The organism is Streptomyces sp. DvalAA-14 (genome assembly GCF_900091855.1).
Taxonomy (GTDB): Bacteria; Actinomycetota; Actinomycetes; order Streptomycetales; family Streptomycetaceae; genus Actinacidiphila.
Window position 1 is genome coordinate 12,164 of record NZ_FMCH01000004.1, and the last position, 21,547, is coordinate 33,710.

General features: G+C 70.8%; 15 protein-coding genes. 8 read left to right on the forward strand and 7 right to left on the reverse strand.

All coding sequences use genetic code 11. The features are described from left to right. Positions 1–24 precede the first annotated feature (24 nt). The 6 genes from GA0115240_RS00135 to GA0115240_RS00160 all read right to left on the reverse strand — a co-directional run bounded on the left by GA0115240_RS00135 (position 25) and on the right by GA0115240_RS00160 (position 6,766). Positions 25–1,560 carry a hypothetical protein gene (locus tag GA0115240_RS00135; RefSeq protein WP_202450892.1) on the reverse strand — a complete coding sequence of 512 codons (1,536 nt, stop codon included), beginning with the start codon at positions 1,558–1,560 and terminating at the stop codon, positions 25–27. Next, positions 1,557–2,198: a DUF6084 family protein gene (locus GA0115240_RS00140; RefSeq protein WP_093734579.1), complete on the reverse strand. Its 642-nt coding sequence runs from the start codon at positions 2,196–2,198 to the stop codon at positions 1,557–1,559. Before GA0115240_RS00140 ends, GA0115240_RS00135 begins: the two co-directional genes overlap by 4 nt. Further along, complete coding sequence (locus GA0115240_RS00145; protein WP_093734580.1) at positions 2,195–2,848, reverse strand: DUF5947 family protein; 654 nt, start codon at positions 2,846–2,848, stop codon at positions 2,195–2,197. The genes GA0115240_RS00140 and GA0115240_RS00145 overlap by 4 nt, the downstream gene beginning before the upstream one ends. Beyond that, positions 2,845–3,819, reverse strand: a complete 975-nt coding sequence (locus GA0115240_RS00150; RefSeq protein WP_202450893.1) for a NifU family protein — start codon at positions 3,817–3,819, stop codon at positions 2,845–2,847. Before GA0115240_RS00150 ends, GA0115240_RS00145 begins: the two co-directional genes overlap by 4 nt. 67 nt (positions 3,820–3,886) lie before the next feature. Beyond that, complete coding sequence (locus GA0115240_RS00155) at positions 3,887–5,677, reverse strand: nickel-dependent hydrogenase large subunit (RefSeq protein ID WP_093734581.1); 1,791 nt, start codon at positions 5,675–5,677, stop codon at positions 3,887–3,889. 33 nt (positions 5,678–5,710) lie between these two features. Next, a complete protein-coding gene (locus GA0115240_RS00160; protein ID WP_093734582.1) occupies positions 5,711–6,766 on the reverse strand; it encodes an NADH-quinone oxidoreductase subunit B family protein in 1,056 nt (351 codons plus the stop codon). A 241-nt stretch (positions 6,767–7,007) separates the two neighbouring features. Here GA0115240_RS00160 and GA0115240_RS00165 point away from each other — a divergent pair, with 241 nt between their 5' ends. Both GA0115240_RS00165 and hypB read left to right on the forward strand, forming a co-directional pair. Then, on the forward strand, positions 7,008–7,337 hold the full coding sequence (locus GA0115240_RS00165; RefSeq protein ID WP_093734583.1) for a hydrogenase maturation nickel metallochaperone HypA/HybF: 330 nt from the start codon (positions 7,008–7,010) through the stop codon (positions 7,335–7,337). Between the two features lie 45 nt (positions 7,338–7,382). Beyond that, a complete protein-coding gene (hypB, locus tag GA0115240_RS00170) occupies positions 7,383–8,192 on the forward strand; it encodes a hydrogenase nickel incorporation protein HypB (RefSeq protein ID WP_256069337.1) in 810 nt (269 codons plus the stop codon). A 40-nt stretch (positions 8,193–8,232) separates the two neighbouring features. Here the strand turns inward: hypB and GA0115240_RS00175 are convergent, their stop codons facing one another. Beyond that, entirely contained in the window at positions 8,233–9,600 is a 1,368-nt protein-coding gene (locus tag GA0115240_RS00175; protein WP_237554478.1) for a hypothetical protein, read from the reverse strand. A gap of 317 nt (positions 9,601–9,917) precedes the next feature. Here GA0115240_RS00175 and GA0115240_RS00180 point away from each other — a divergent pair, with 317 nt between their 5' ends. The 6 genes from GA0115240_RS00180 to GA0115240_RS00205 all read left to right on the forward strand — a co-directional run bounded on the left by GA0115240_RS00180 (position 9,918) and on the right by GA0115240_RS00205 (position 21,347). After that, positions 9,918–12,164 carry a transglycosylase domain-containing protein gene (locus GA0115240_RS00180; RefSeq protein WP_176724943.1) on the forward strand — a complete coding sequence of 749 codons (2,247 nt, stop codon included), beginning with the start codon at positions 9,918–9,920 and terminating at the stop codon, positions 12,162–12,164. Positions 12,165–13,005: 841 nt separating this feature from the next. Continuing rightward, positions 13,006–14,286 (forward strand): hypothetical protein, encoded by a 1,281-nt coding sequence (locus tag GA0115240_RS00185; protein ID WP_093734585.1) that lies wholly within the window; start codon positions 13,006–13,008, stop codon positions 14,284–14,286. After that, the gene (locus GA0115240_RS00190; RefSeq protein WP_093734586.1) at positions 14,283–16,568 is read left to right on the forward strand and encodes a tetratricopeptide repeat protein; all 2,286 of its coding nucleotides are present in this window, start codon (positions 14,283–14,285) and stop codon (positions 16,566–16,568) included. Before GA0115240_RS00185 ends, GA0115240_RS00190 begins: the two co-directional genes overlap by 4 nt. A gap of 171 nt (positions 16,569–16,739) precedes the next feature. Further along, complete coding sequence (locus GA0115240_RS00195) at positions 16,740–18,656, forward strand: RiPP maturation radical SAM C-methyltransferase (RefSeq protein WP_093734587.1); 1,917 nt, start codon at positions 16,740–16,742, stop codon at positions 18,654–18,656. A gap of 100 nt (positions 18,657–18,756) precedes the next feature. Next, complete coding sequence (locus GA0115240_RS00200) at positions 18,757–19,503, forward strand: DUF5825 family protein (RefSeq protein WP_093734588.1); 747 nt, start codon at positions 18,757–18,759, stop codon at positions 19,501–19,503. A 161-nt stretch (positions 19,504–19,664) separates the two neighbouring features. Further along, positions 19,665–21,347, forward strand: a complete 1,683-nt coding sequence (locus GA0115240_RS00205; RefSeq protein ID WP_093734589.1) for a Rieske 2Fe-2S domain-containing protein — start codon at positions 19,665–19,667, stop codon at positions 21,345–21,347. Positions 21,348–21,547 lie beyond the last annotated feature (200 nt).

The window sequence follows — 21,547 nt, forward strand, 5'->3', positions numbered from 1 at the left end:
CGGTGGTGATGATGCCCACAACCTTCATGATCGGCTCTCCTCTCGGTGTTCCTGGGCGCGCCCGGCGGTCAGCGGTTCCAGCTCGTCGGGCGCGAAGTAGAAGTACCGGCCGTACCAGTCGTGCAGGTCGGCGGCGGGGTCGTCGACGAGGACCAGGGCCACGTGCACCCCGCCGTCGACGTCGGACAGGACAGCGGTGACCCGGGCTACCTGGTCGGCGAAGAACAGGTCCTGCGCGTCGGCCCGCCGGGAGGGGTGCACCCGCACCAGGCTGCCCTGGCTGACCCGCACCCCGTCGATCACCACCGCGTCCGATCCGGGGCTGACCTCGGCGTCGGCCGCCGGGTCCCACCACGGGGCGCCGCCGGTGTCGAAGGCGGGCGGCTCGGCGTCCCGCAGATCGGGGTGGGCGTCCGCGCCCGGCACGGGACCCGGGACCGGCGGCGGGGCGTGCGGGTCGCGCAGCAGGCCGTGCAGCTGCTGCAGTTCGGCGGCCGACATGGCGTCGCAGCGGTCGATGATCTCCCGGGCCCGGGGATCGGTGGCGCGCGCCTCGGCCTTCTCCTGCTCGGTCATCGTCATCACCCGCAAGGTGAGGATCTCGTCGATCTCGGTGGAGTCGAACAGGGCGCCGGGACTCTGCTCGGCGATCTCCGGGTGGTCGTACAGGATGATCGGCGCGCCGAGCACGGTGTCGGTCGACCCCTTCGGCCCGGCCAGCACCGGCCAGCAGCGGCGCTGCCGGCAGCGGGCCGCGGCGGGGGCCGCCCCGGCGGGCGGTTCGAGCAGGGAGACGAACGCGGCCCCGTCCGCTTGGAGGATGAGGTGGGAGCCGATCAGCGAGGCCCGGATCGCGGCGTCCTTGCCGGACACCGGGTCCGGGTGCTCGTTGTCCACCGCCACCGACAGCCGGACGAAGCCGCCGTCGGCCGCTGCCCCGATCCGGATCCGGGCCACCAGCGGCAGGCGGCGCCGTACGATCCGGCCCACCGGGTTCCCGTGCGCGTCGGTCAGCGGCTCGATGTCCTGCCCGCCGGGAACCGTGTGCGCCTCGTCGTACGGCTGCCCCAACACCAGGGCCGGCAGCGCGACTTCCCGCTCCACCGCCTCGTCCCAGCTCAGCACCGACCTGCCGTCCACGGTGAGCGCGTCCACCCGGGAGTGGCCGCCGTCCGCCGTCCGCTGCTGCACCTCGCGGACCTGCACCTGCAGGAAGCGCAGCCGGACCGTGACGGTGGCGGGCCGATCACCGGGGGCCGTCAGCAGGCACTGCGTCGCCATGCCCGGCTCCTCGGCGAAGCTGTCCGGCGAGGCGGCCGGCGGGCCGAGGACGCCGAACTGCCAGCGGGACTGGTTCTTGTGGGAGCTGGCGCGGTACGGGTAGAGCAAGTACCCCTCGTACAGCACCGCGTCGGCAATCGTCCGGACGTGGTCGAGGCCGGGCGGGCCGGCGGGGCCGGCGGGGGCAGCCGGGTCCGGGACGGGCGCAGTGCTGCGGGTGCTGCCGCGGGCGTGCCGGGGGGCATCCGGGTCGCGGCGGTCGCGGCCGACGGCGGTCACGTGACCACCTCCGCCCGGTCGGCCAGCAGGGTCCGCACGGTCTCGTCCCAGCTGATCAGGCCGCGCCGGGCACGGAAGTCGGCGATCCGGTCGAGCACTTCCTGATCCAGCCTGATCCAACCGGAGTTGGGGAAGTGGTAGGACATCATCTGCCGCCACACCGCGACCGGCATCCGATGGCGGGCCTCGCAGTCCCACGGCACCTGGCGCACCCCGAAGCCGCCCGCGCCCTTGGTGAAGACGGTGCCGGAGAAGAGCAGGGTGAGCGGCACCTCCCCGGTCCCCAGGGCGTGCAGGTAGCGGGAGCCGATCACATCGAAGTCGTAGGTGCACGGCAGCGCGAGATCGACCTCGGTGGCGCCGGTGAAACCCTGCACGGTGGCCTGGCACTGCATCCACAAGAAGGGCTTCAGCGTGTCCGGCCAGCGGTCCCGCTCACCGAACAGGCCCCGCAGACCGTCCCCTTCGGCGTCGTCGTAGTGCCGCCGCTGCGGCTCGATCCGGGCCTGGCAGCGCAGCACCATCGCGTGCACCCGCTCGCCGGAGTCCTCCTCGATCCGCAGCCGGGCCGTCAACTGCGGGACGACGGTGTACGGCTCGGCGAAGACGTCGAGCACCGAGAAGGCCGGCCCGCTCATGACCGGGCCGCCGGATCGTGCGGGCGGCTGCGGCCGCGCACCCGGGTGAAGAAGGCGTTGATCGCGTCATGCGCTTCCCGGCCGCCGTCGAAGCCCCGCCACAGCGTGCGCAGTTGGCCGACCAGCTCGTAGCAGGCATCGATGGGGACGAGGTGGCAGGAGCCGGCGGAGCCCCGCTCGCGGCGCACCAGCAGTGCCTCCACGTCGGGGAGCAGCACCGCCAGTTCGGGGTTGGCCGCCACGATGGTGTCCCATGCCTCCAGCGGCAGTTCGGACTCGGTGGCGCCGGCCGGCCCCGGGTAGAAGGCGATGGTGCGCTGCTGGCGGGAGTTGCGGAACAAGAAGGCCAGTCCGACCGGGATCTGGAGCTCGTCCCAGGTCCGTTCGTCCAGGGTCAGGCCGCCGAAGTCCAGGTACCGCTCGGGGACGGCCCGGTAGTGCAGGTGGGCCTGCTGGTCGCTGAACAGCAGATAGCAGGGCCGGCAGGCGCACATCAGGGCGCGGCTGTCGAGGTCGACCACATGCGCGTGGCTCTCCCCGATCGGCTCGGCGCACATCTCGCAGCGCTCCGCGGCGGCCGGTTGCGGGCGTTCGCGCAGCAGCCGCAGCAAAGCGGCCGAAGGGGTCGACGGGCGGCTGCGGATGATCATGTCGCCACCGCGGTGGGCACGGCGATCGAGACGGTCGCGCCGTCGGTGAGCAGTGGCAGGGGCTCCAGGTGCGAACCGTCCGCGTCGAGGCAGGCACCGGCCCGGCGCACGTCGTAGTGGGCGTGGCAGGCCGGGCAGCGCAGCACCGCGTCACCGGGGCCGCCGCCCAGCCGCCGGGCCAGTACCGAGCCTTCCATCGGCTGGTCGCAGCGGGCGCACCAGTCGCGGAAGGCGAACAGGTCGGCGCCGACCCGGCAGGCCAGCACCGGGACGCCGGCCGCGGCGAAACGGGTGACGGCGCCCGATTCCAGGCCGACGAGTTCCGGGACGCGCTGCCAGGACGAGCCGGTCGCCTCCCGCGCCGCGGCGGTCTCGTGCAGCCGGGCGAACAGCGCGTCGACCGGGACCACGGGCGCGGACGCCTTGTCGTCGGCGGTCTCCACCTCGATCGCGGTGACCTCCGGCGCGGCGGCCTCCACCGCGCCGCGCACCGCCAGCTCCAGGGTGGCCGAGGACGACGGGCAGCCGTCGCAACTGCCCAGCAGCCGCAGCGTGACGGCGCCGTCGGCGGTGACGCCGAGCAGTTCCACATCGCCGCCGTGGGAGCCCAGATACGGCCGTACGCTGTCCAGCGCCCGCTCCACCCGGGTCTCGACGCCGTACGGGTGCAGCCCGTGCACCAGCAGGACGCTGGCCACCAGGTCGTCGGCGGCCAGCGCGGCCAGCACGTCGTCGTCGAGACGGCCCTGCTCGTGGACCAGGTCGAGCAGCCGGGTCAGACCGGCACCGTAGAAGTCGGTGACCAGGCGGACGAGTTGCTCGCTGCGCTCGCGGGCCGCCGCGCCGCCGGAGGCGCTGGCGGCGATCAGGGCGTCGATCCGCTCGCCGGTCGCACGCCAGTCCGCCGCGGCGGCGGGGTCCGGGGCGGTGGGATCCGGGGCGGTGGGGTCCGGGGCGGTGGCGGGACTCACCGGGGCGGGGCTCACCGGCGGGGGGCTCACCGGGGCGGGCACGGTCGTTTCGGGGCGCTCGGCCACGTCACGCGCCCGCGGACTGGGTCGGCGAGTGCAGCAGGTCCAGCTTCTTGCCCTCGCCGAGATACATATGGACTCCGCAGGGCAGGCACGGGTCGAAGCTGCGGACCGTGCGCATGATGTCGATGCCCTTGAAGTTCTCCCGGTCGTTCTCCTCGAAGATCGGCTGGCCCTGCACCGCGTCCTCGTAGGGCCCGGGCGTGCCGTAGGTGTCGCGCGGGCTGGCGTTCCACGGAGTCGGCGGGTACGGGTGGTAGTTGGCGATCTTGCCGTCCCGGATCACCATGTGGTGCGACAGCACGCCGCGCACCGCCTCGGTGAAGCCGCAGCCGACGCCCTCCTCCGGCACCTCGAACGGCTCCCAGGTCTTCGTCCGCCCGGCCCGGATCTCCACCAGCGCCTTCTCGGCGAAATGCAGCGCGCAGGCCGCCGCGTACGCCTGGAAGTAGGTACGCGCCCGGTTGCGCTCCAGGGTGTTGCTCCACTGCGGGATCTTCCATTCCAGCTCCACCGGCCCCTTGAGCGCGGTCTTGGGCAGGTTGATCTGCACGCTGCTGCCGGTCGCCTTGACGTAGCCGATGTCGACCAGGCCGGCCAGCGCGGTGGTCCACAGCCGTGCCAGCGGGCCGCCGCCGGTGTCCAGGGCGAGGTAGTCCTTGCCGTCGTACCAGCGCGGCGACATGACCCAGCTGTACTTGTCATCCAGATCGCGCTTCTGCGGAGCCGGGTTGGTGTGCTGGTTCCACGGGTGCCGGCGGTCGACCGGGTTGCCGAGCGGGTCGTGGGTTACGAACATCTCCTGGTCCTGCCAGTCGCCGTAGTACGACGACCCGAGCAGGATGCGGATGCCCAGGTTGATCTTCACCAGGTCGGTGGTGACCAGCTTCCCGTCGACGACCACGCCCGGGGTGACGTACATCTTCCGGCCCCAGTCGGTCATGTCCTTGTACTCGAAGTTGCAGTGCTCGGGGTCCTGGAAGGAACCCCAGCAGCCCAGCAGGATCCGCCGGTTGCCGACCTGCTCGTAGCCGGGCAGCGCCTCGTAGAAGAAGTCGAAGAGGTCGTCGTGCATGGGCACGACCTTCTTCATGAACTCGACGTAGCGCTGCAGCCGGGTGATGTAGTCCGTCATCAGCTGGATCGTCGCCACCGTGCCGACGCCGCCGGGGTAGAGCGTGGAGGGGTGCACATGGCGGCCCTCCATCAGGCAGAACATCTCCCGGGTCAGCCGGCTGACCTGGAGCGCCTCGCGGTAGAACTCGCCGGTGAACGGGTTCAGCGAGCGCATGATGTCGCCGATGGTCTTGTACCCGTGGTCGTCGGCGTGCGGCGAGGGTGTGCGGTTGGCCTTCTCGAGGACCCCGGGATTGGTCTCGGCGACCATTTTCTCGCAGTAGTCGACCCCGACCAGGTTCTCCTGGAAGATGTTGTGGTCGAACATGTACTCGGCGGCCTCGCCGAGGTTGACGATCCATTCGGCGATGTGCGGCGGCTTGACCCCGTAGGCCATGTTCTGCGCGTAACACGAACAGGTGGCGTGGTTGTCACCGCAGATGCCGCAGATCCGGCTGGTGATGAAATGCGCGTCGCGCGGGTCCTTGCCCTTCATGAAGACCGAGTAGCCGCGGAAGATGGAGCTCGTGCTGTGGCATTCGGCAACCACACGCTGCTTGAAGTCGATCTTCGTGTAGATGCCCAGGCTGCCGACGATACGGGTGATGGGGTCCCACGCCATCTCGACCAGTTCGTCCTTGCCCTGGCGTCGGCTGCCACCCTTGCTCCGCGTCGCGGTCATTGCGCCGCCTCATCTTTCTTTCGGTAGCGGTGATTACCAGGTGCGGGTGGCACCGGTGGTGAGAGCGTTTCCCGGCTTGCGCCATTTCGGTTCACGGTCGAGGGTGTGCGTCGTGATGCCCCGCAGCCGCCGCATCGTCGCACCGTAGATTCCGACCGCGTTCGTGGAGAGTTTTCCGCCGGGGGGCTCGTCCATGAAGGGCATGAACATGTCCGGGAAGCCCGGCATGGTGCAGCCGATGCAGATGCCGCCGACGTTGGGGCACCCGCCGATACCGTTCATCCAGCCCCGTTTGGGCACATTGCATTTGACGGTGGGGCCCCAGCAGCCGAGTTTGACGATGCACTTGGGCGAGCCGTACTCGGTGGCGAAATCGCCCTGCTCGTAATATCCGGCCCGGTCGCAGCCCTCGTGCACGGTCTGGCCGAAAAGCCAGGTGGGGCGCAGCGCGTCGTCGAGCGGAATCATCGGCGCCTGGTCGGTCGCCATGTAGAGCAGATAGGTGAGCGTCTCGGAGAGGTTGTCCGGCTGGATCGGGCAGCCCGGCACGCAGACGATCGGAATTCCCGCCTTGGACTTCCAGTCCCAGCCGAGATAGTCGGGCACACCCATCGCGCCGGTCGGATTGCCCGCCATCGCGTGGATGCCGCCGTAGGTCGCGCAGGTGCCGACCGCCACGATCGCGGTGGCCTTGGGCGCCAGCCGGTCCAGCCACTCGCTGGTCGTCCTGGGCTGGCCGGTGGCCGGATCGTTGCCGAAGCCGCTCCAGTAGCCGTCGTCGTGCAGCTGCTCGTTGGGGATGGATCCCTCCACCACCAGCACGAACGGTTCCAACTCGCCCCGGTCGGCTTTGAAGAACCACTCCAGGAAGTCGTCGGCGCCCCCGTTGGGGCCGCACTCGAAATCGATCAGCGGCCAGTGCACGGCGACCTTGGGCAGGCCCGGCAGCGCGCCCAGTGCGATTTCCTCGATACTGGGCTGAGTGGCGGCGGTCAGTGCCACCGAATCGCCGTCGCAACTAAGGCCGGCATTGATCCAGAGCACATGGATCAGCGTGTCTTCTGCTGTGACTGCTGCCTCTGTCGGCATAGCGGTGCCGCCTTCCGGGGTCGACGACCTGTCCCTCGTACGACGGAGATCGGATGTCGACCCGCACGAGTGGTGTCGCTCACATTGCTACCATCTAGACTTGGTCCCGGCGCCCTGTCAACACGAGAATCACCATAAACTCCCCGCCGATCACCCTGCCCTGTCCCCGCCGGCCCATTCGCCCGTGTCGATGACGCCGAATGGGCCGAACGGGTGGGAATGACGCAAGGACGTGCCAGCGGTGCATGAATTGTCCATCACCCAGAGCGTGGTCGACGCGGTGTGCGAACGCGCGGCCGGCCGGCCGGTGCGTACAGTCAAGGTGCGCGTGGGCGTCCTCACCGCGGTAGTGGCCGATTCGATGCGATTCTGCTTCGATCTCATCACCGAGGGGACGGTCGCCGAGGGCGCGCATTTGGAGATCGACCAGCCGCCGGGATCTGCGCGGTGCCGCGATTGCCGCGCCGAATTCGCGCTGACCGATCTCGTTCTGCTGTGCCCCTGCGGCAGCGCGGACGTGGAGATCACCTCGGGCCGGGAGCTTCAGATCATCTCGATGAAAGTGGGCTGACGTATGTGTGGCACCTGCGGCTGTGCGAGAATCGCTGTGCCGGGAGTGGACGACGTTTCGGCGCACGGCCATCCGCACGGCCACGCTCATGGTCACGCGGATGGTCGTGCGCGCCTTTCCCTGGACCTCACCCCTGTTCACCCGAACGGCGGCGAGGTGGCCCGGGACATCACCGAAGAGTCGGGCGACGGGGCGGCCGGCGGGGCGAGCGGCGAAACCATCACCCTTGAGCAGAAAGTCCTGGCCAAGAACGAGGATCTGGCGGGACGCAATCGCCGATGGCTCGTCGCCCAGGGAATCGTGGCAGTGAATGTGATGAGCTCGCCGGGGGCCGGCAAGACCACCCTGCTCGAACGCACCATCGGCGATCTCGCCGGCCGGCGGCCGGTCTCGGTCGTCGAGGGCGACCAGGAGACCATGCTCGACGCCGACCGCATCCGGCGGACCGGCTGCCCGGTCGTCCAGGTCAACACCGGCGCGGGCTGCCACCTCGACGCCGAGATGATGCGCGGCGCCCTCACCACCCTGTCCCCCGCGCCGGGTTCCCTCGTCCTGGTGGAGAACGTGGGGAACCTCGTCTGCCCGGCCCTGTTCGACCTGGGCGAGCGCAGCAGGGTCGTGGTCATCTCGGTCACCGAGGGCAGCGACAAACCGCTGAAGTACCCGTACATGTTCGCCGCCGCCGATCTGATCGTCATCAACAAGATCGACCTGCTGCCCTACGTGGACTTCGACGTCGCCCAGTGCGAGCGGTACGCCCGGTCGGTGAACCCGCACGTCCGCGTCCTGGTCGTCTCCGCCACCACCGGCGAGGGCATGGGCGACTGGTACGGGTGGGTGGCGGAGCAGGGCTGAGGGGACTCGGGGACTCGGGGGCTCGGGGGCTCGGGGGCCGCTACTTCTTCAGGAACGTCTTCCAGTCGGGCGACTCGCCCGGGTCGAGATTGCGCAACTTGGCCAGCACCGCCGGGTCCTGGACGTCCATCCAGTCGGCCAGTTCCTTGAACGACACGCAGCGCACACCCTTGCGCTTGCACACGTCCTCAACGACGTCCTGCACCGCCTGCATGTATATCCCGCCGTTCCAGGTCTCGAAGTGGTTGCCGATGAACAGCGGGGCCCGGCTGCCGTTGTAGGCACGCTCGAAGCCGTTCAGGTAACCGTCACGGGTCTCCTTCTCCCAGAGCGGGTACTTCGCCGGATCCCCCTCGGTGACATCGCCACCCGACTGGTTGTAGAGGAAGTTGAAGTCCATCGACAGGACCTGGAAGTCCTTGCCCGGATACGGCACCAGCTCCAGCGGGAAGTCCCAGACCCCGTCCTTCTTGGCCGGCCACTGCTGGAAGTCACCCGCCGAACTGGCGTCGTAGCGCCAGCCCATCGCCTTCTCGGCCGGCAGCAGGTTCTGCTGGCCCTCCAGGCACGGGGCCCGGCCGCCGACCAGCTCCTGCGCGTAGTCGAAGGGCAGCGGCGGGATGTCCTTGAAGCCGGTGTTGGTCTTCCAGTTCTCCACGAAGGAGTACGCCTGCGCCGTCTCGTTCATCCAGTCCGCGGTGCTCCACTTCCCGCCGGCGCCCGGGTCGGGGGCGCAGAAGTGGCCGTTGAAGTGGGTGCCGATCTCGTCGCCGTCCTCCCACGCCAACCGCAGTTGCTGCAAGGTCCACTTGATGTGTTGGTCGGTCGGGAAGTCGATCGCGGAGGAGCCCGGCGGATGCTGGGGCGGGTGGTACAGCGTGCGCTTCGCCTTCGGCAGCAGATAGATCCCACTGAGGAAGAACGTCATGTTGGCGTTGTTCTCCTTGGCCACCTCGCGGAAGCGGGAGAACAGGTGGTCGTCGTTCTCCAGCGCGCCGTCCCAGGAGAACACCACGAACTGCGGGGGCTCTTGGCCCGGCTTCAGCTTCTCGGGCTTCGGCTGGTGCGGCTGCGGACCGGTGTAGGAGGTGGAACCGTCCCCGATCACCTGGTTCTTGCGGGGCGGGGCCGATGAAGGAGTCTGCTGCGCCGGGGACGCGGGGGGCCGCGCCGTGGTCCGCGACTGAGGCCGGGCGGGGGACCGCGCCGAGGTCTGCCCCGGACCGCCGCCCGCCGCCGCCCGGTCCGAGCCGTTCGCCGCGGGCCCGGATCTGCCCTCGTCGACGCCCACCACCGCCGCGCCCGTCAGGGCGACCGCCAGCAGACCGCACACGAGGTACGGACGCGGTCGGTTGCGCGGGCTCGCGGGAGACTTCAGGAACGATCCGAGCATCCTCGGACGGGCCATGGCGGGACCTCTTGACGGGTGGCCGACCACCGCTTGCGATGGCCGGCTGCCGCGCGCGGACAGCGGCGGACCCGGGCGCGGCTCACACCTTCGGCCCGTGAAACAACGGTAGTTGGCCCAAACGGTCACGAGACGGTAACCGACTGGCCGGGCTCGAACGCCTCCTCGCGGACCCGGTCGGGACATCAAGCCGTCCGATCACCTGTTACACACCTGTGGCGAACTCATCGTTGGAGGGTCGGACAGGCTTCCTACGCTCCAGCCGCCAGGCGCCGTGCGCCGCGCGCCACGTCGTGTCCGACAAGCCGGTTGGGGGAATGCTCGTGCGGAGGGTCACTGCGAAGGACGTCAAGGCGTGGCTGCGGGGGTTGCGGGCGTCCACCACATCCAACGCGTCCACCGGGTCCGCCGGGTCCACCGGGTCCGCCGGGTCCACCGAGCCCGCCGCCACGGGGGCCTCCCGGGCCGACGGGACCTCCACCGGCGTGGCGCGTATCGCCCTGCGCGCGGCGGTGCGCCGGACGCGGCGCCTGCACTGGCCCCGGGCGCTGCGCCGGCTGCGACCCGACTACCCCCGGCGGGGACGGCGCGGCCCGCGCCGCTGGCTGCCCTCGCTGCGGCAGACACTGCTGCTGTTCACCTGGCTGGTCCTCGCCACGGCCACCGCGGTCGGCGTGGCCTACGACCGCACCGCGATACCCAAGGACCTCAACGCGGTCGCCGTCCAGCAGGACAACGTCTACTACTGGGCCGACGGCACGGAGATGGCCCGCGTCGGCCCGATCGACCGGCAGGCCATGCCGCTGAACCGCATCCCGTCCTCGGTGCAATGGGCGGTGATGGCCGCCGAGAACGCCAACTTCTTCAGCGACCACGGCGTCTCCCCCCGGGGCATCGCGCGCGCCGTGACGAAGATGGCCACCGGCGGCGACGTACAGGGCGGATCGACCATCACCCAGCAGTACGTGAAGAACGTCTACCTCGACCAGGACCAGACGCTGTCCCGGAAGTTCACCGAGATCCTCATCTCGGTCAAGCTCGACAACAAGGTCAGCAAGCAGCAGATCCTGGACGGCTACCTCAACACGAGCTGGTTCGGCCGCGGCGCCTACGGGGTGCAGCGCGCCGCCAAGGCCTACTACGGCAAGGACGTCTCCCAGCTCAACCCGAGCGAGGGGGCCTTCCTGGCAACCCTGCTCAAGGGCGCCGGGCTGTACGACCCTTCGATCAGCGCGGCCAACCACCGCCGGGCGGTGGCGCGTTGGAACTGGGTGCTGGACCGGATGGTCGACATCGGCCAGCTGTCGGCGAAGGAACGCGCCACGTACAAGGTCTTCCCCGAGCCCAAGGCGCCCGCCGTGCCACCCGGGTTGAGCGGTCAGACCGGCTACCTGGTGGACACCGCACGGGAGTACGTCTCCGCGCACAGCGGCATCTCCGACGCCCGGTTCGACCTGGGCGGCTACCAGATCTACACGACCTTCGAGAAGCCGAAGGTCGACGCCCTCGCCGCCGCCGTGAAGGGACGGCTGAGCAGCCTGCGTCCGGCCACCCGGCCGGCCGACCGCGACGTCCGGGTCGGCGCCGCCTCGGTGGCCACCGACGGCCGTATCCTCGCGCTCTACGGCGGCCCCGACTACATCAAGCAGGGCTTCGACGACGCCAACATCGCGGTAGTGCCGGCCGGTACGACGTACGCGCCCTTCGTGTACGCGGCCGGCCTGCGGGACGGTGTCGTACGCCGACGCGACGCCCCCCGGACCCCGGTGACCCCCGACTCGCTCTACGACGGCGACAACAACGCGGACATCCGCACCCCCGAGGGGCCGTACTGGAGCCGGAACGGCAAGATCGTCAAGACCGCCAACGCCGGCAAGCGCTCCTGGGGCCGGATCAGTCTGCGGCAGGCGGTGGCCCACGCGGTCAACGGCCCGATCATGCAACTGGGCATGGATGTCGGCCTCAACCGGGTACGCCAGGCATCGGTGGACGCGGGGCTGCTGCCCGGCACCGGCTTCGGCGAACAGACCCCCGACTTCTCCCTGGGCACCGCGACCCCGAGCCCGATCCGGATGGCCAGCGCCTACGGCACCTTCGCCGGCCGCACCGGCACGCACACCGACCCCTACTCGGTGCTCCGCGTCACGCGCGACGGCGCCGGTATCGGCATCGAACGACCCGCCGTCACCCATCCGTTCACCGCGAAGGTGGCGGGCGAGGTGGACGACGCGCTGCGGGACGCGGTCGGTGAGGGCGCGGCTCGGCGGGCGGGGCAGGCAGGGCAGCCAGGGCAAGCGGGACAGCCGGGGCAGCCGCAGGGGGGAGACGGGACGGCGCGGTCCGGGCAGGATCTCGGCGGTCTGCCCGGGACGGCACTGGACAACACCGCGGGCTGGTTCGTCGGCTACGACCAGGCGATGGCGTCGGCGGTCTCCGTCTTCCGGGTGGACCCCACCACGCAGATGCTTCTTCCGCTCACCGGCGTGGGGGGCCTTGCCGCGCAGGGAGCCAGCCGCGCCTATCCGCTCGACATCTGGACCGGCTACATGACATCCCTCGGCTGACCGCGACGTCACCGCCGGATCCCTGCCGCGGCCCGTGCGCACCGGCAAGGAACCGGCAGCTCATTTCCGGATTTCACATGATCGACAACCATACCGCCGATCCCTATTGACAGCCGCCCGCGCGAGCCGTCTGGCCGGTGAAATGGGAAATCCCGCATCCCGGCGCTCCTCGGCCATTGATCTACGTATCCGGAATCGCGCGTCCTACGGATATCCGCTGTGCCGGACGGCGGAGCGCTCGTCGGTCCACCGCAGTTATCGCTGGTCGTCACCCGAGGCCACCAAGCCCAGTACCAGGGCAGACAGCTCGACGCGCGGCGGGTTTACGCCGGGCGCCGGAAGAAACACCCAGTTCACCGGCACCGCATTAAGCGGCTGCGAAGAAAAATTAACCGGAATTATAGCGGCGCCCCCCTGAACGGGGGTCTTGTGTCTTTCGAATCCGGGCCGTGATACTTCCGGGGCAGAGGCGGGCCAGGTCGCTCCCGGCGGCCGGCCGTCCTCATCATCCATGTCGAGGGGAGGTTCTCTGTGAAGAAGATCAATATCCGCCCGACTGCTCCGGTCCGGCTCACCAGCGCCGCGGCGTCGTTCTACAACGCGGGTTGCGGCGGCATCAGCGTCAGCATCAGCATCGGCAAGTAAGCGGTCCACGCCGATCCCGGAAGGCTGTTCGGGGACGGCCCCCGCACCTGCCGTCCCCGGGCAGTCCCGCGCACCCCCCGGCAGCCCGCGCACCGACCCGGCAGTCCCCCGCACCGACCGCACCGACCGGTTTCCATCCCGCGAGGTACCGCCGTGAGTTACCCGCAGCGCACCACGAACCGTCGGAGGAGCGCCCATGGACAACGGCACCGTGCCGCTGCATCGGCTCACGTTCGTCGACGAGGGCCAGGACGTGCTGATCGGCCGGCCCGAAATCGAGTCGTTCGCGCTGTTCCCCCCGGACGGGGCCGAATTGGTGCGGCGCCTGCAGGCCGGGGACACCGTCGAGCAGGCCGGCCGCTGGTATCGCGCCGCCTACGGCGAGGACGCCGATCTGGACGACGTGGTCGAGGCGTTGCGCGGCCTCGGTTTTGTCCGCGGCGAGGACGAGGGCGAGGAGAGCGCGAACGGGGCCTCGGCGCCCGTGCGTTGGCGTCGGCCGGCCGCCGTACTGCTGTCCCGGCCGGCCTTCCTGTGCTACTTCCTGCTCGCCGTGGCGGCGGTGTATCTGGAGGTGCGCCGGCCCGGGTTGCGCCCCGCGTCCGGGCACTTCTTCGTCGGCCGGTCCCTGCTGCTGGTGGAGGCGGCCGCCTATCTGGCGGAACTGGTCGGGCTGCTCCTGCACGAGGGCTTCCACGTACTGGCCGGCCGGCGACTCGGGCTCAGCAGCAGGCTGAGCATCAGCCGCAGGCTCTACTTCATCGTCTTCCAGACCACGATGACCGGGCTGATGGGAGTGGAGCCGCGCAAGCGCATCCTGCCGTTCTGCGCCGGGCTGCTGGCCGACGCGATCAACTACAGCGTGATGATCGTGATCGCCGCAGTCGACACGCGACTCAACGGCGGCGCCACCTTCGTCGGCCATTTCGCCCTGCTGCTGGCCTACTTGACGCTGCTGCGGATGTCCTGGCAGTTCATGGTCTTCATGGAGACGGACCTCTACTACGTCTTCACCACCCTGGCCCACTGCCCGAACCTGCTCCGACTGACCCGGCAGCAACTGCGCCGCGGGGCGTACCGCCTGCTGCGCCGCCCGCCGGCCACCGGCGGCGAGCTGTCCTCGACGCCGCATGAGCTGCGGGTGGTGCGGTTCTACCTGCCGGTCGTCGTGATCGGTACGGCCGTGATGATCGCCGCCGCCGTGCTGTTCGCGCTCCCGGTCATGATCGAGTTCGTGATCCGGCTGACGCACGGGATCACCGGCGGCGGCCCGTTGGACGAGCGGTTCTGGGACGCGGCGGCGGCCGGCGGCCTCGTGCTGGGCCAGCTGGTGATCGTGGTCGTCATCGCGATCCGTGAGCGCCGGGCCCGCCCGCCCCGCCGGGCCGCGGCCGGACCGGTCGACGCCGCCACCGCCTCCGCCCCCGCGCCCGCCCTCGCCCCCCCAGCCTTCACCGACAGGAGCGACCTCCCATGAGTGAAACCTTCGGCCACACCCATGTCGTGGGCGCGACCCGGACAGACCGCCTGACCGCCGTCGAGCGCGTGTGCGGGGAACGCACGAGCGACGCCGTTTTGCGGGTCGACTGCCACCGCCGGCTGCGGGGCCCGTACACCGGGCTGGGCGGGCTGCTGCGGGCAATCGTGCCCGAAATCCACACCGAGCAGCCCGCGCTGGTGCGCGCGCACCACCGGGAGATCGTGACCGTGGCCCCCGAACTGGCCACGCTGCTGGGGAAGCCGGCGGACACGCTCACCTCGGAGTCGTCGCAGGAGGAGCGCACCCGCTGGTACTCGCGACTGCGCGCCCGGCGGGTCGCGCACGGCATCGTCGACCTGCTGCGCGCGTACACCGCCGGCCCCGGCGCCGCCCGGACCTGTGTCCTGGACGCGATTCCCGAAGCCGACTCCAGCGACCAGGAGTTCGTCGCGATCGCGCTGCGCCGGCTGGACCCGGCACGCCTGCGGCTGGTGGTGGCCGGCCGGGCCGACCCGGTGAGCGCCGAGTTGGCGGCGGCCTTGGGCGAGTACGCCCGGCGGGTCGACTCCCCGGTGCTACCCGCCACGCCGGCGGCCGCCGGTCCGGACCCGGACCTGGCAGGGGCCCGCGCTTTTGTCGACTCCGACGGTACGAGCGACGACCCGGCGCTGAGTGCCGCCTACCGCCGCCTGGACGCCGCCGCCCGGATGCCGCTGCACGACCGGCGCGGCGCCGAACTCGCGGCGCAGCGCGAACGCGAGGAAGGCGAACCGCGCGAACACCACGCAGGCGGCGCAGCGGGCGCGGCAAGCCCGGACGGCGCCGCCCGAGGTGTGTCGACGCTGCGGCTCGGCGCGATCCCCTACCACCGGCTGCACGGCAGCGCCGCGGCCACCGCGGGGTGGGACGCCACCGCCGCGGCAGCGGACTACTGCCTGGAGATGGGCTTCTACGACGCGGCCCTGGAGCACGCCGGCGAGCTGACCGCCCGCGCGGACTTCGACACCGCGCCGGACCGCTACTGGGCCGGCTGGTACCGCACCGCCCACGCCCTCTCCCAGACATCGCGCATCGACGAGGTCAAACCGATCTACGACGACCTGCTGGCGCGCTTCGACGCCGCCCACCCGCAGATGACGCTGCACTACATGCTGAGCATGCTCTGGACCCGGCTGAACGCACCGGCCGAGAAGGACCACCGGCTCGCGCTCGGACACGCCAACACGGCGGTGGCGATGGCCGGTCTGCTGCCGGCGGAGGACAACCGGGCCTTCCACATCGCCTTCATGAAGAACGGCCGGGCCCTGGTCCGGATGCACCTGGGCGATCTGCGGGAATCGCTGAGCCTGGTGGAGGACGGCATCGCACGGCTCGACCGGGAACTGGCCCCCGACCGCCAGCGCCTGCACCGGTCGGTCCTGCACCACAACCGGGCCCAACTGCTCGCCCGGCTGGGCCGCCCGGACGAGGCGATGGCCGAGTACGACGAGGTGATCAGGCTCGACCCGTACTACCAGGAGTACTGGTTCGACCGGGGCAACCTCCGCTACGAACTCGGCCGTTACCAGCTCGCGGCCGATGACTACGAGCAAGCGGCTTCGCTGGGCTCGCCGTTCCCCGAACTGTTCCAGAACCGGGGTGCGCTGCGCGCGGCCACCGGGGACCTGGACGGCGCCGCCGCCGACTACCGCTACGTCCTGGACCTGGAGCCGGACCACCTGGACGCCCATGTCTGCCTGGCCTCCCTGCTGGTGGACCTCGGTCAGCCCCAAGCCGCGGTGGCGCAGGCGCAGTCGGGGTTGCGGTACGCGCCCGACGACGCACGGCTGCACGCGCTCGGCGGGCTCGCGCTGCTGGGCCTGGACCGGGTCGAGGAGGCCGAACTGGCCTTCGCCCAGGCGTTGCAGCGCGACGACGGCAACCAAGTCGCCCTGGTCAACCGGGCGGTGCTCGCCTGCGAGCAGGGCCGATACCCGGACGCCCTCCAGGACCTGACCAGGGCGCTGAAGGACGACCCGGACAACGCGGACCTCGTGTTCAATCTCGGCTTCGTGCACGAGGCCGCCGGACGCACCCTCGACGCGGTGGGCGCGTATACCCGGGCCCTCGAACTGCCGGGCGCCGACCGGGCCGAGGTGCTCTACCGGCGCGGCTCCTGCCACGCCGGACTCGGCCGCAGCGCTCAGGCGCACGCCGACTACCGGGCGCATCTGTCCCTCGGCCCGTCCCCGTACACCGCGGAGATCACCGCCTACCTGGAAACCGGCGCCGGAGTCTGACCGCACGCCGGACGTCGTCACCCGCCCCCGCATCCAGCACCGCATCCGACCTGGCACCCAGCCCGGCATCCCGTCCCACACAGAGCCCACACAGAGCCCGCACGGGGCCCGTGCAGGACCGGCACCCCGGGCCCGCCACCACCGGCGCACCGAACACCGTCGAGGAGAGACATGCGTGTACTGCTCGTCAACACCCCGTGGGCGGCGATCGACGTGCCCTCGCTCGCGCTCGGCATCCTGCGGCACAGCGTGCGGGACGCCCTGCCCGACGCGGAGGTCGAGGTGCTGCACGCCAATCTGGACTACGTCGACTGGATCACCGAGCGCTTCGACTTCGCCCTGGCCGATTACACCTACTACTCGATGGACACCTACTTCCTCGGCTGCGGTGACTGGGTCTTCTCCTCCGCCCTGTACGGCGACCCCGCCTGGCACCTGGCGCAGTTCACCGAGATGTACGGGGCGGCCATGACCGCCGAGGAGATGGCGATGAATGTGCGGCTGCACGAGTTGGCGCCGCAGTTCATCACCGAACTCGCCGAGCGCATCGTCGCGTTCGGGCCCGACGTGGTCGGCTTCACCTCCACCTTCCAGCAGAACGCGGCGGCCCTGGCCACCGCCCGGGAGATCAAGCGCATCAACCCCGGCATCCTGACCATCTTCGGCGGCGCCAACTGCGACGGCGCCCAGGGCGAGGCGATGCACCGCAACTTCCCGTTCGTGGACTTCGTCCTGCGCGGGGAGGGCGAGGCGTCGTTCCCGGCCTTCCTGCGGTCGCTGGCCGGCGAGCAGGACTTCGCCGCGGTGGAGGGCCTGTGCTGGCGGCCCGAGCCCGGGGTCTCGACGGTGAATCCGATGAGCACGAGTCCGCTGCCACCCGGGGCGATCCTGAGCCCCGACTTCGACGGCTTCTTCGAACGGCTGGAACTGTCGACCGCGAGCAGCTGGATCGAGGGCCGGCTCGTTATCGAGAGCGCGCGGGGCTGCTGGTGGGGCGAGAAGCACCACTGCACGTTCTGCGGCCTGAACGGCTCCTTCATGCAGTTCCGCAGCAAGAGCCCGAGCCGCTTCCACGACGAGATCCTGGCCATGATCGAACGCCACCAGGTGCTCGACCTCATCGCCGTCGACAACATCCTGGACATGGAATACCTCGGCTCGGTGCTGCCCCGGCTGATCGAGGCCGGCTACGACCTGCGGGTGCAGTACGAGGTCAAGTCCAATCTGCGCTTCGACCAGCTGCGCACCCTCGCCGACGCCGGGGTGGTCAGCATCCAGCCCGGCATCGAGAGCCTGAGCAGTTCGGTGCTCAAGCTGATGGACAAGGGCGTGACCGGCTGCCAGAACATCAGGATCCTGCGGGACGCGCAGTCGCTGGACCTGACCGTCCTGTGGAACTACCTGCTCGGCTTCCCCGGCGAGGACCCGGGGGCGTACGAGGCGGTGATCGCCCAGATGCCCGCGCTGCACCACCTGGAGCCCTGCTCGGGCATCGCGCGGGTGGCGATCGAACGGTTCAGCCCGTTCTTCAACCGGCCCGAGCTGGGCTTCTCCGAGCTGCGTCCGGCCGCGCAGTACGCGATGATCTACGACCTTCCCGAGCGGGAACTGTTCGACTTCGCCTACCTGTTCTCGGCGCCCGAGCGCGGCATCTCCACCGAGGTGGCCACCCGGCTCGACGCGGGAGTGACCGACTGGCAGCGCGAGCACCCGGCGAGCACCCTGGCGTACTGCGACCTGGGCGACGCGGTGGTGCTGGTCAGCAACCGCCGGCACTTCGACTGGCGGGTCCTCGAGGTGGCCGACCCGGTGGAGCTGGCCGCCTTCCGGCTGCTGGAGCAGCCGCGGACGGTGCCGGCGCTGCTGCGCAAACTGGCCGAGGCGGGCCACCCGAACGTGACGGCCGCCGATGTCGGGGCCCTGCTCGACCGCTGGCTCGGCCTGGGCATCGTCTTCCAGGACGAGCGCACCTTCATCCATGTGGTGCCGCTGGCCACGAACCAGGAACGCGTACGGCTCGACTTCAGCAAGCTGCTGGCCCCGCGGCCGGCGACCGAGCCGGCCGCCCTCACCGCGGCGACCGCCTGAGGGAGCGAGGGGCGCCGGTCCGCGCGACCGGTGCGGCCATCCGGCTCAACCGGCTCAACCGACTCACCCGGCTCACCCGACTCATCCGAAGGAGACGACGTTGACAACGGTCACGCAGGACCACCGAGCCGATATCGCGGTGGTGTCCCGCCGGCACACCGATCCGGCGACGCTCGGGGTCGAGGGGATGGGCGCACGCCCGGCGGCGCTGGGGGGCGATCCGATCGGCGGCGTGACGGCGCTCTACGAGCAGGGCGCGCGGCACATCCTCCTGCCGGAGCCAGTGGACCTGTCGCCGGCGGCCGACGGGGAGCGTTCGGTGCGGGCGCTGGTCGCCCTGCGCGAGATGACCAGCCGGGCGATCGCGGTCGAATGGCGGCTCCGTCTCGGGCCCTCCGAAGCCGCGGACAGCGGCGCGGCGGGAGGCGGGGGCCGGAGCGGGGGCCGGGAGGGATCGGACGGAACCGGTGCCGGTGCCGACGCCGATGCCGTCGCGGCGTTCCGCCATCTGAGCCCGCCCGAGGCCGTCACCGGCGTCCCGGACGGCGCCGATCTGCTGGCGCGGTGGCGGGCCGGCTACTTCTTCGGCGCCTGCATCTACCGGCGGGGCCCCGGCTTCCTCCAGGTCAGGGACCGGCGGGACGGACAGCTCGGCCGCATCACCATCGACGACCCGGCCTACATGGCGGCCGTCGCCGCCCTCGAAGCCGGCGTCCCGGCCGACGACCTGCCGGCCGAGATCCTCGCGGACCTGGCGGCGGAGGACCTGATCGGCCGGGTCGGCGGCTACGCCTGGTGGACGCCGTGCCGGGTGCGCCGCTGGCCGTCGCCCGCCATGCACGTCTGACCGGCGAACCCGTCGGCCCCCCGGTAGGCCGCTCCGCCCCACCCGCCCCTCGGTCATCCATCAAGCGCACCTACGCGTGCGCCCTGCCGAAAACCCGGACATAGTTTTTTTATCTGTACGTATCCGGCGGATCTGGTGGATCGGGTTGGGGTGCTGCGTCTATGCGTGTGACCGGACTTGGGCATGCGGGACTGTTCATCGAGACCTCGGCGGGATCGGTGCTGTGCGACCCCTGGGTCAATCCGGCGTTCTTCGGCTCGTGGTTCCCCTTCCCCGACAACACGGATCTGGACTGGGCCCACTACGGACGGGCGGCGGACTACCTCTACGTGTCCCACCTGCACCGCGACCACTTCGACGCCGAGAATCTGCGCCGCAACGTGCGCAAGGACGTCACCGTACTGCTGCCGGCCTTCGCCACCGACGAGTTGGAACGGGAGCTGCGCGGCCTGGGGTTCACCCGCTTCCTGCGCACGCAGAGCGGCGTCCCGGTCGAGCGGGACGGCCTGCGGATGATGATCACCGCCCTGACCGGGCCCGGCGACGGCCCGATCGGCGACTCGGCGCTGTCGCTGGACGACGGCGAGACCGTCCTGCTCAACCAGAACGACGCGCACCCGCTGTCCGTCCCGGCCATCCGCGAGTTCGGCGAGGTCGACGCCTACTTCGCGCAGTTCTCCGGGGCGATCTGGTATCCGATGGTCTACCGGCTGCCGCACTCCGCGAAACGGGAGTTCGCCGCCCGCAAGCGCCAGGGCCAGTTCGACCGCGCCCTGACGTACATCGACGCGGTGCAGGCGGCGCACGTGTTCCCCAACGCGGGCCCGCCGTGCTTCCTCGACGAGGATCTCTTCGAGTTCAACGGCACTGGCCGCGACGGGGAGAGCATCTTCGTCGACCAGCGTGAGTTCCTGGCGCAGTTGGCCGAGGCGCGGCCGGACGTGTCGGCGCACCTGCTGCTGCCGGGCACGGTGGTGGAGGCCAAGGGCGGGGCCTGCGCGTCCAGTCACCGGTACTCCGACAAGGAGATCGACCACGTCTTCGGCAACAAGACCGCCTATCTGCGGGAATTCGCCCGCCGGCAGCAGCCCGTCCTCGCCGCCGAGCGCGCCTCCCGGGCGCCCGCGCTGCCGCCCGAGCGCCTGCTGGCCGAACTGAAGCAGTGGTGGGAGCCGCTGATGGCGCGGGCGGAGCGGATCTGCGCGGGGGTCGGCGGCCCGGTGCGGCTGGATGTGGGCGACGTCCCGATCGTGATCGACTTCCCGGCCCGCGAGGTCCGGCTCTGGGACGGGGAGCGCTGCCGCTACACGCTGTCGACCGGCGGCGATCTGGTGGCCACCAACATCGCCGGGCGCGAGGTCGACTGGTCCAACAGCCTGCTGTTGTCGATGCGGTTCACCGCCAGCCGGGTCGGGCCGTACAACGAGTTCCTGTATGTGTTCTTCAAGTGCCTGTCCATGGAGCGGGTGGAGTACGTGGAGAACTACTACGACTCGCGCGAGGACGGCGGCGAGGACATCGAACTCGACGGCTGGCGCGTCCAGCGCCGCTGTCCCCATCTGGGCGCCGATCTCAGCCGGTTCGGACAGATCGAGGACGGCGTGCTCACCTGCACGCTGCACGGCTGGCGCTACGACCTGTCCGAGGGCCGCTGCCTGACCGCCGACGGCCACGAGATCCGCGCCACTCCCGCCACCGCGGGCACGGACCAGGACACGGACCGGGGCACGGATCACGACGCGGATCAGGACGCCTGCCAGGACGCGGACCAGGACCGGGTGTGGGCCGCCGTCGCGGAGGCGAGCAAGAAGGCCGAGCCGGCCTCGCTGACCCGTACGGACTGAGCGGAGGCGGGCGGAAGGACGCCCGGCCACGGAACGTCGCAGGTCGGTCACGGTGTGCGCCGGCGTACGCGGCCGGCCAGCTCCGGTTGACGGCCTTCCGGGGCTGCCGGACATTTGACGGGAGTGACCCGCCCGCTCGCGCCGGCCCCGCGTCCCGGTCGGCCGCCGCGGTGGGACGGACCCGGCGACCCCTCAGGAAT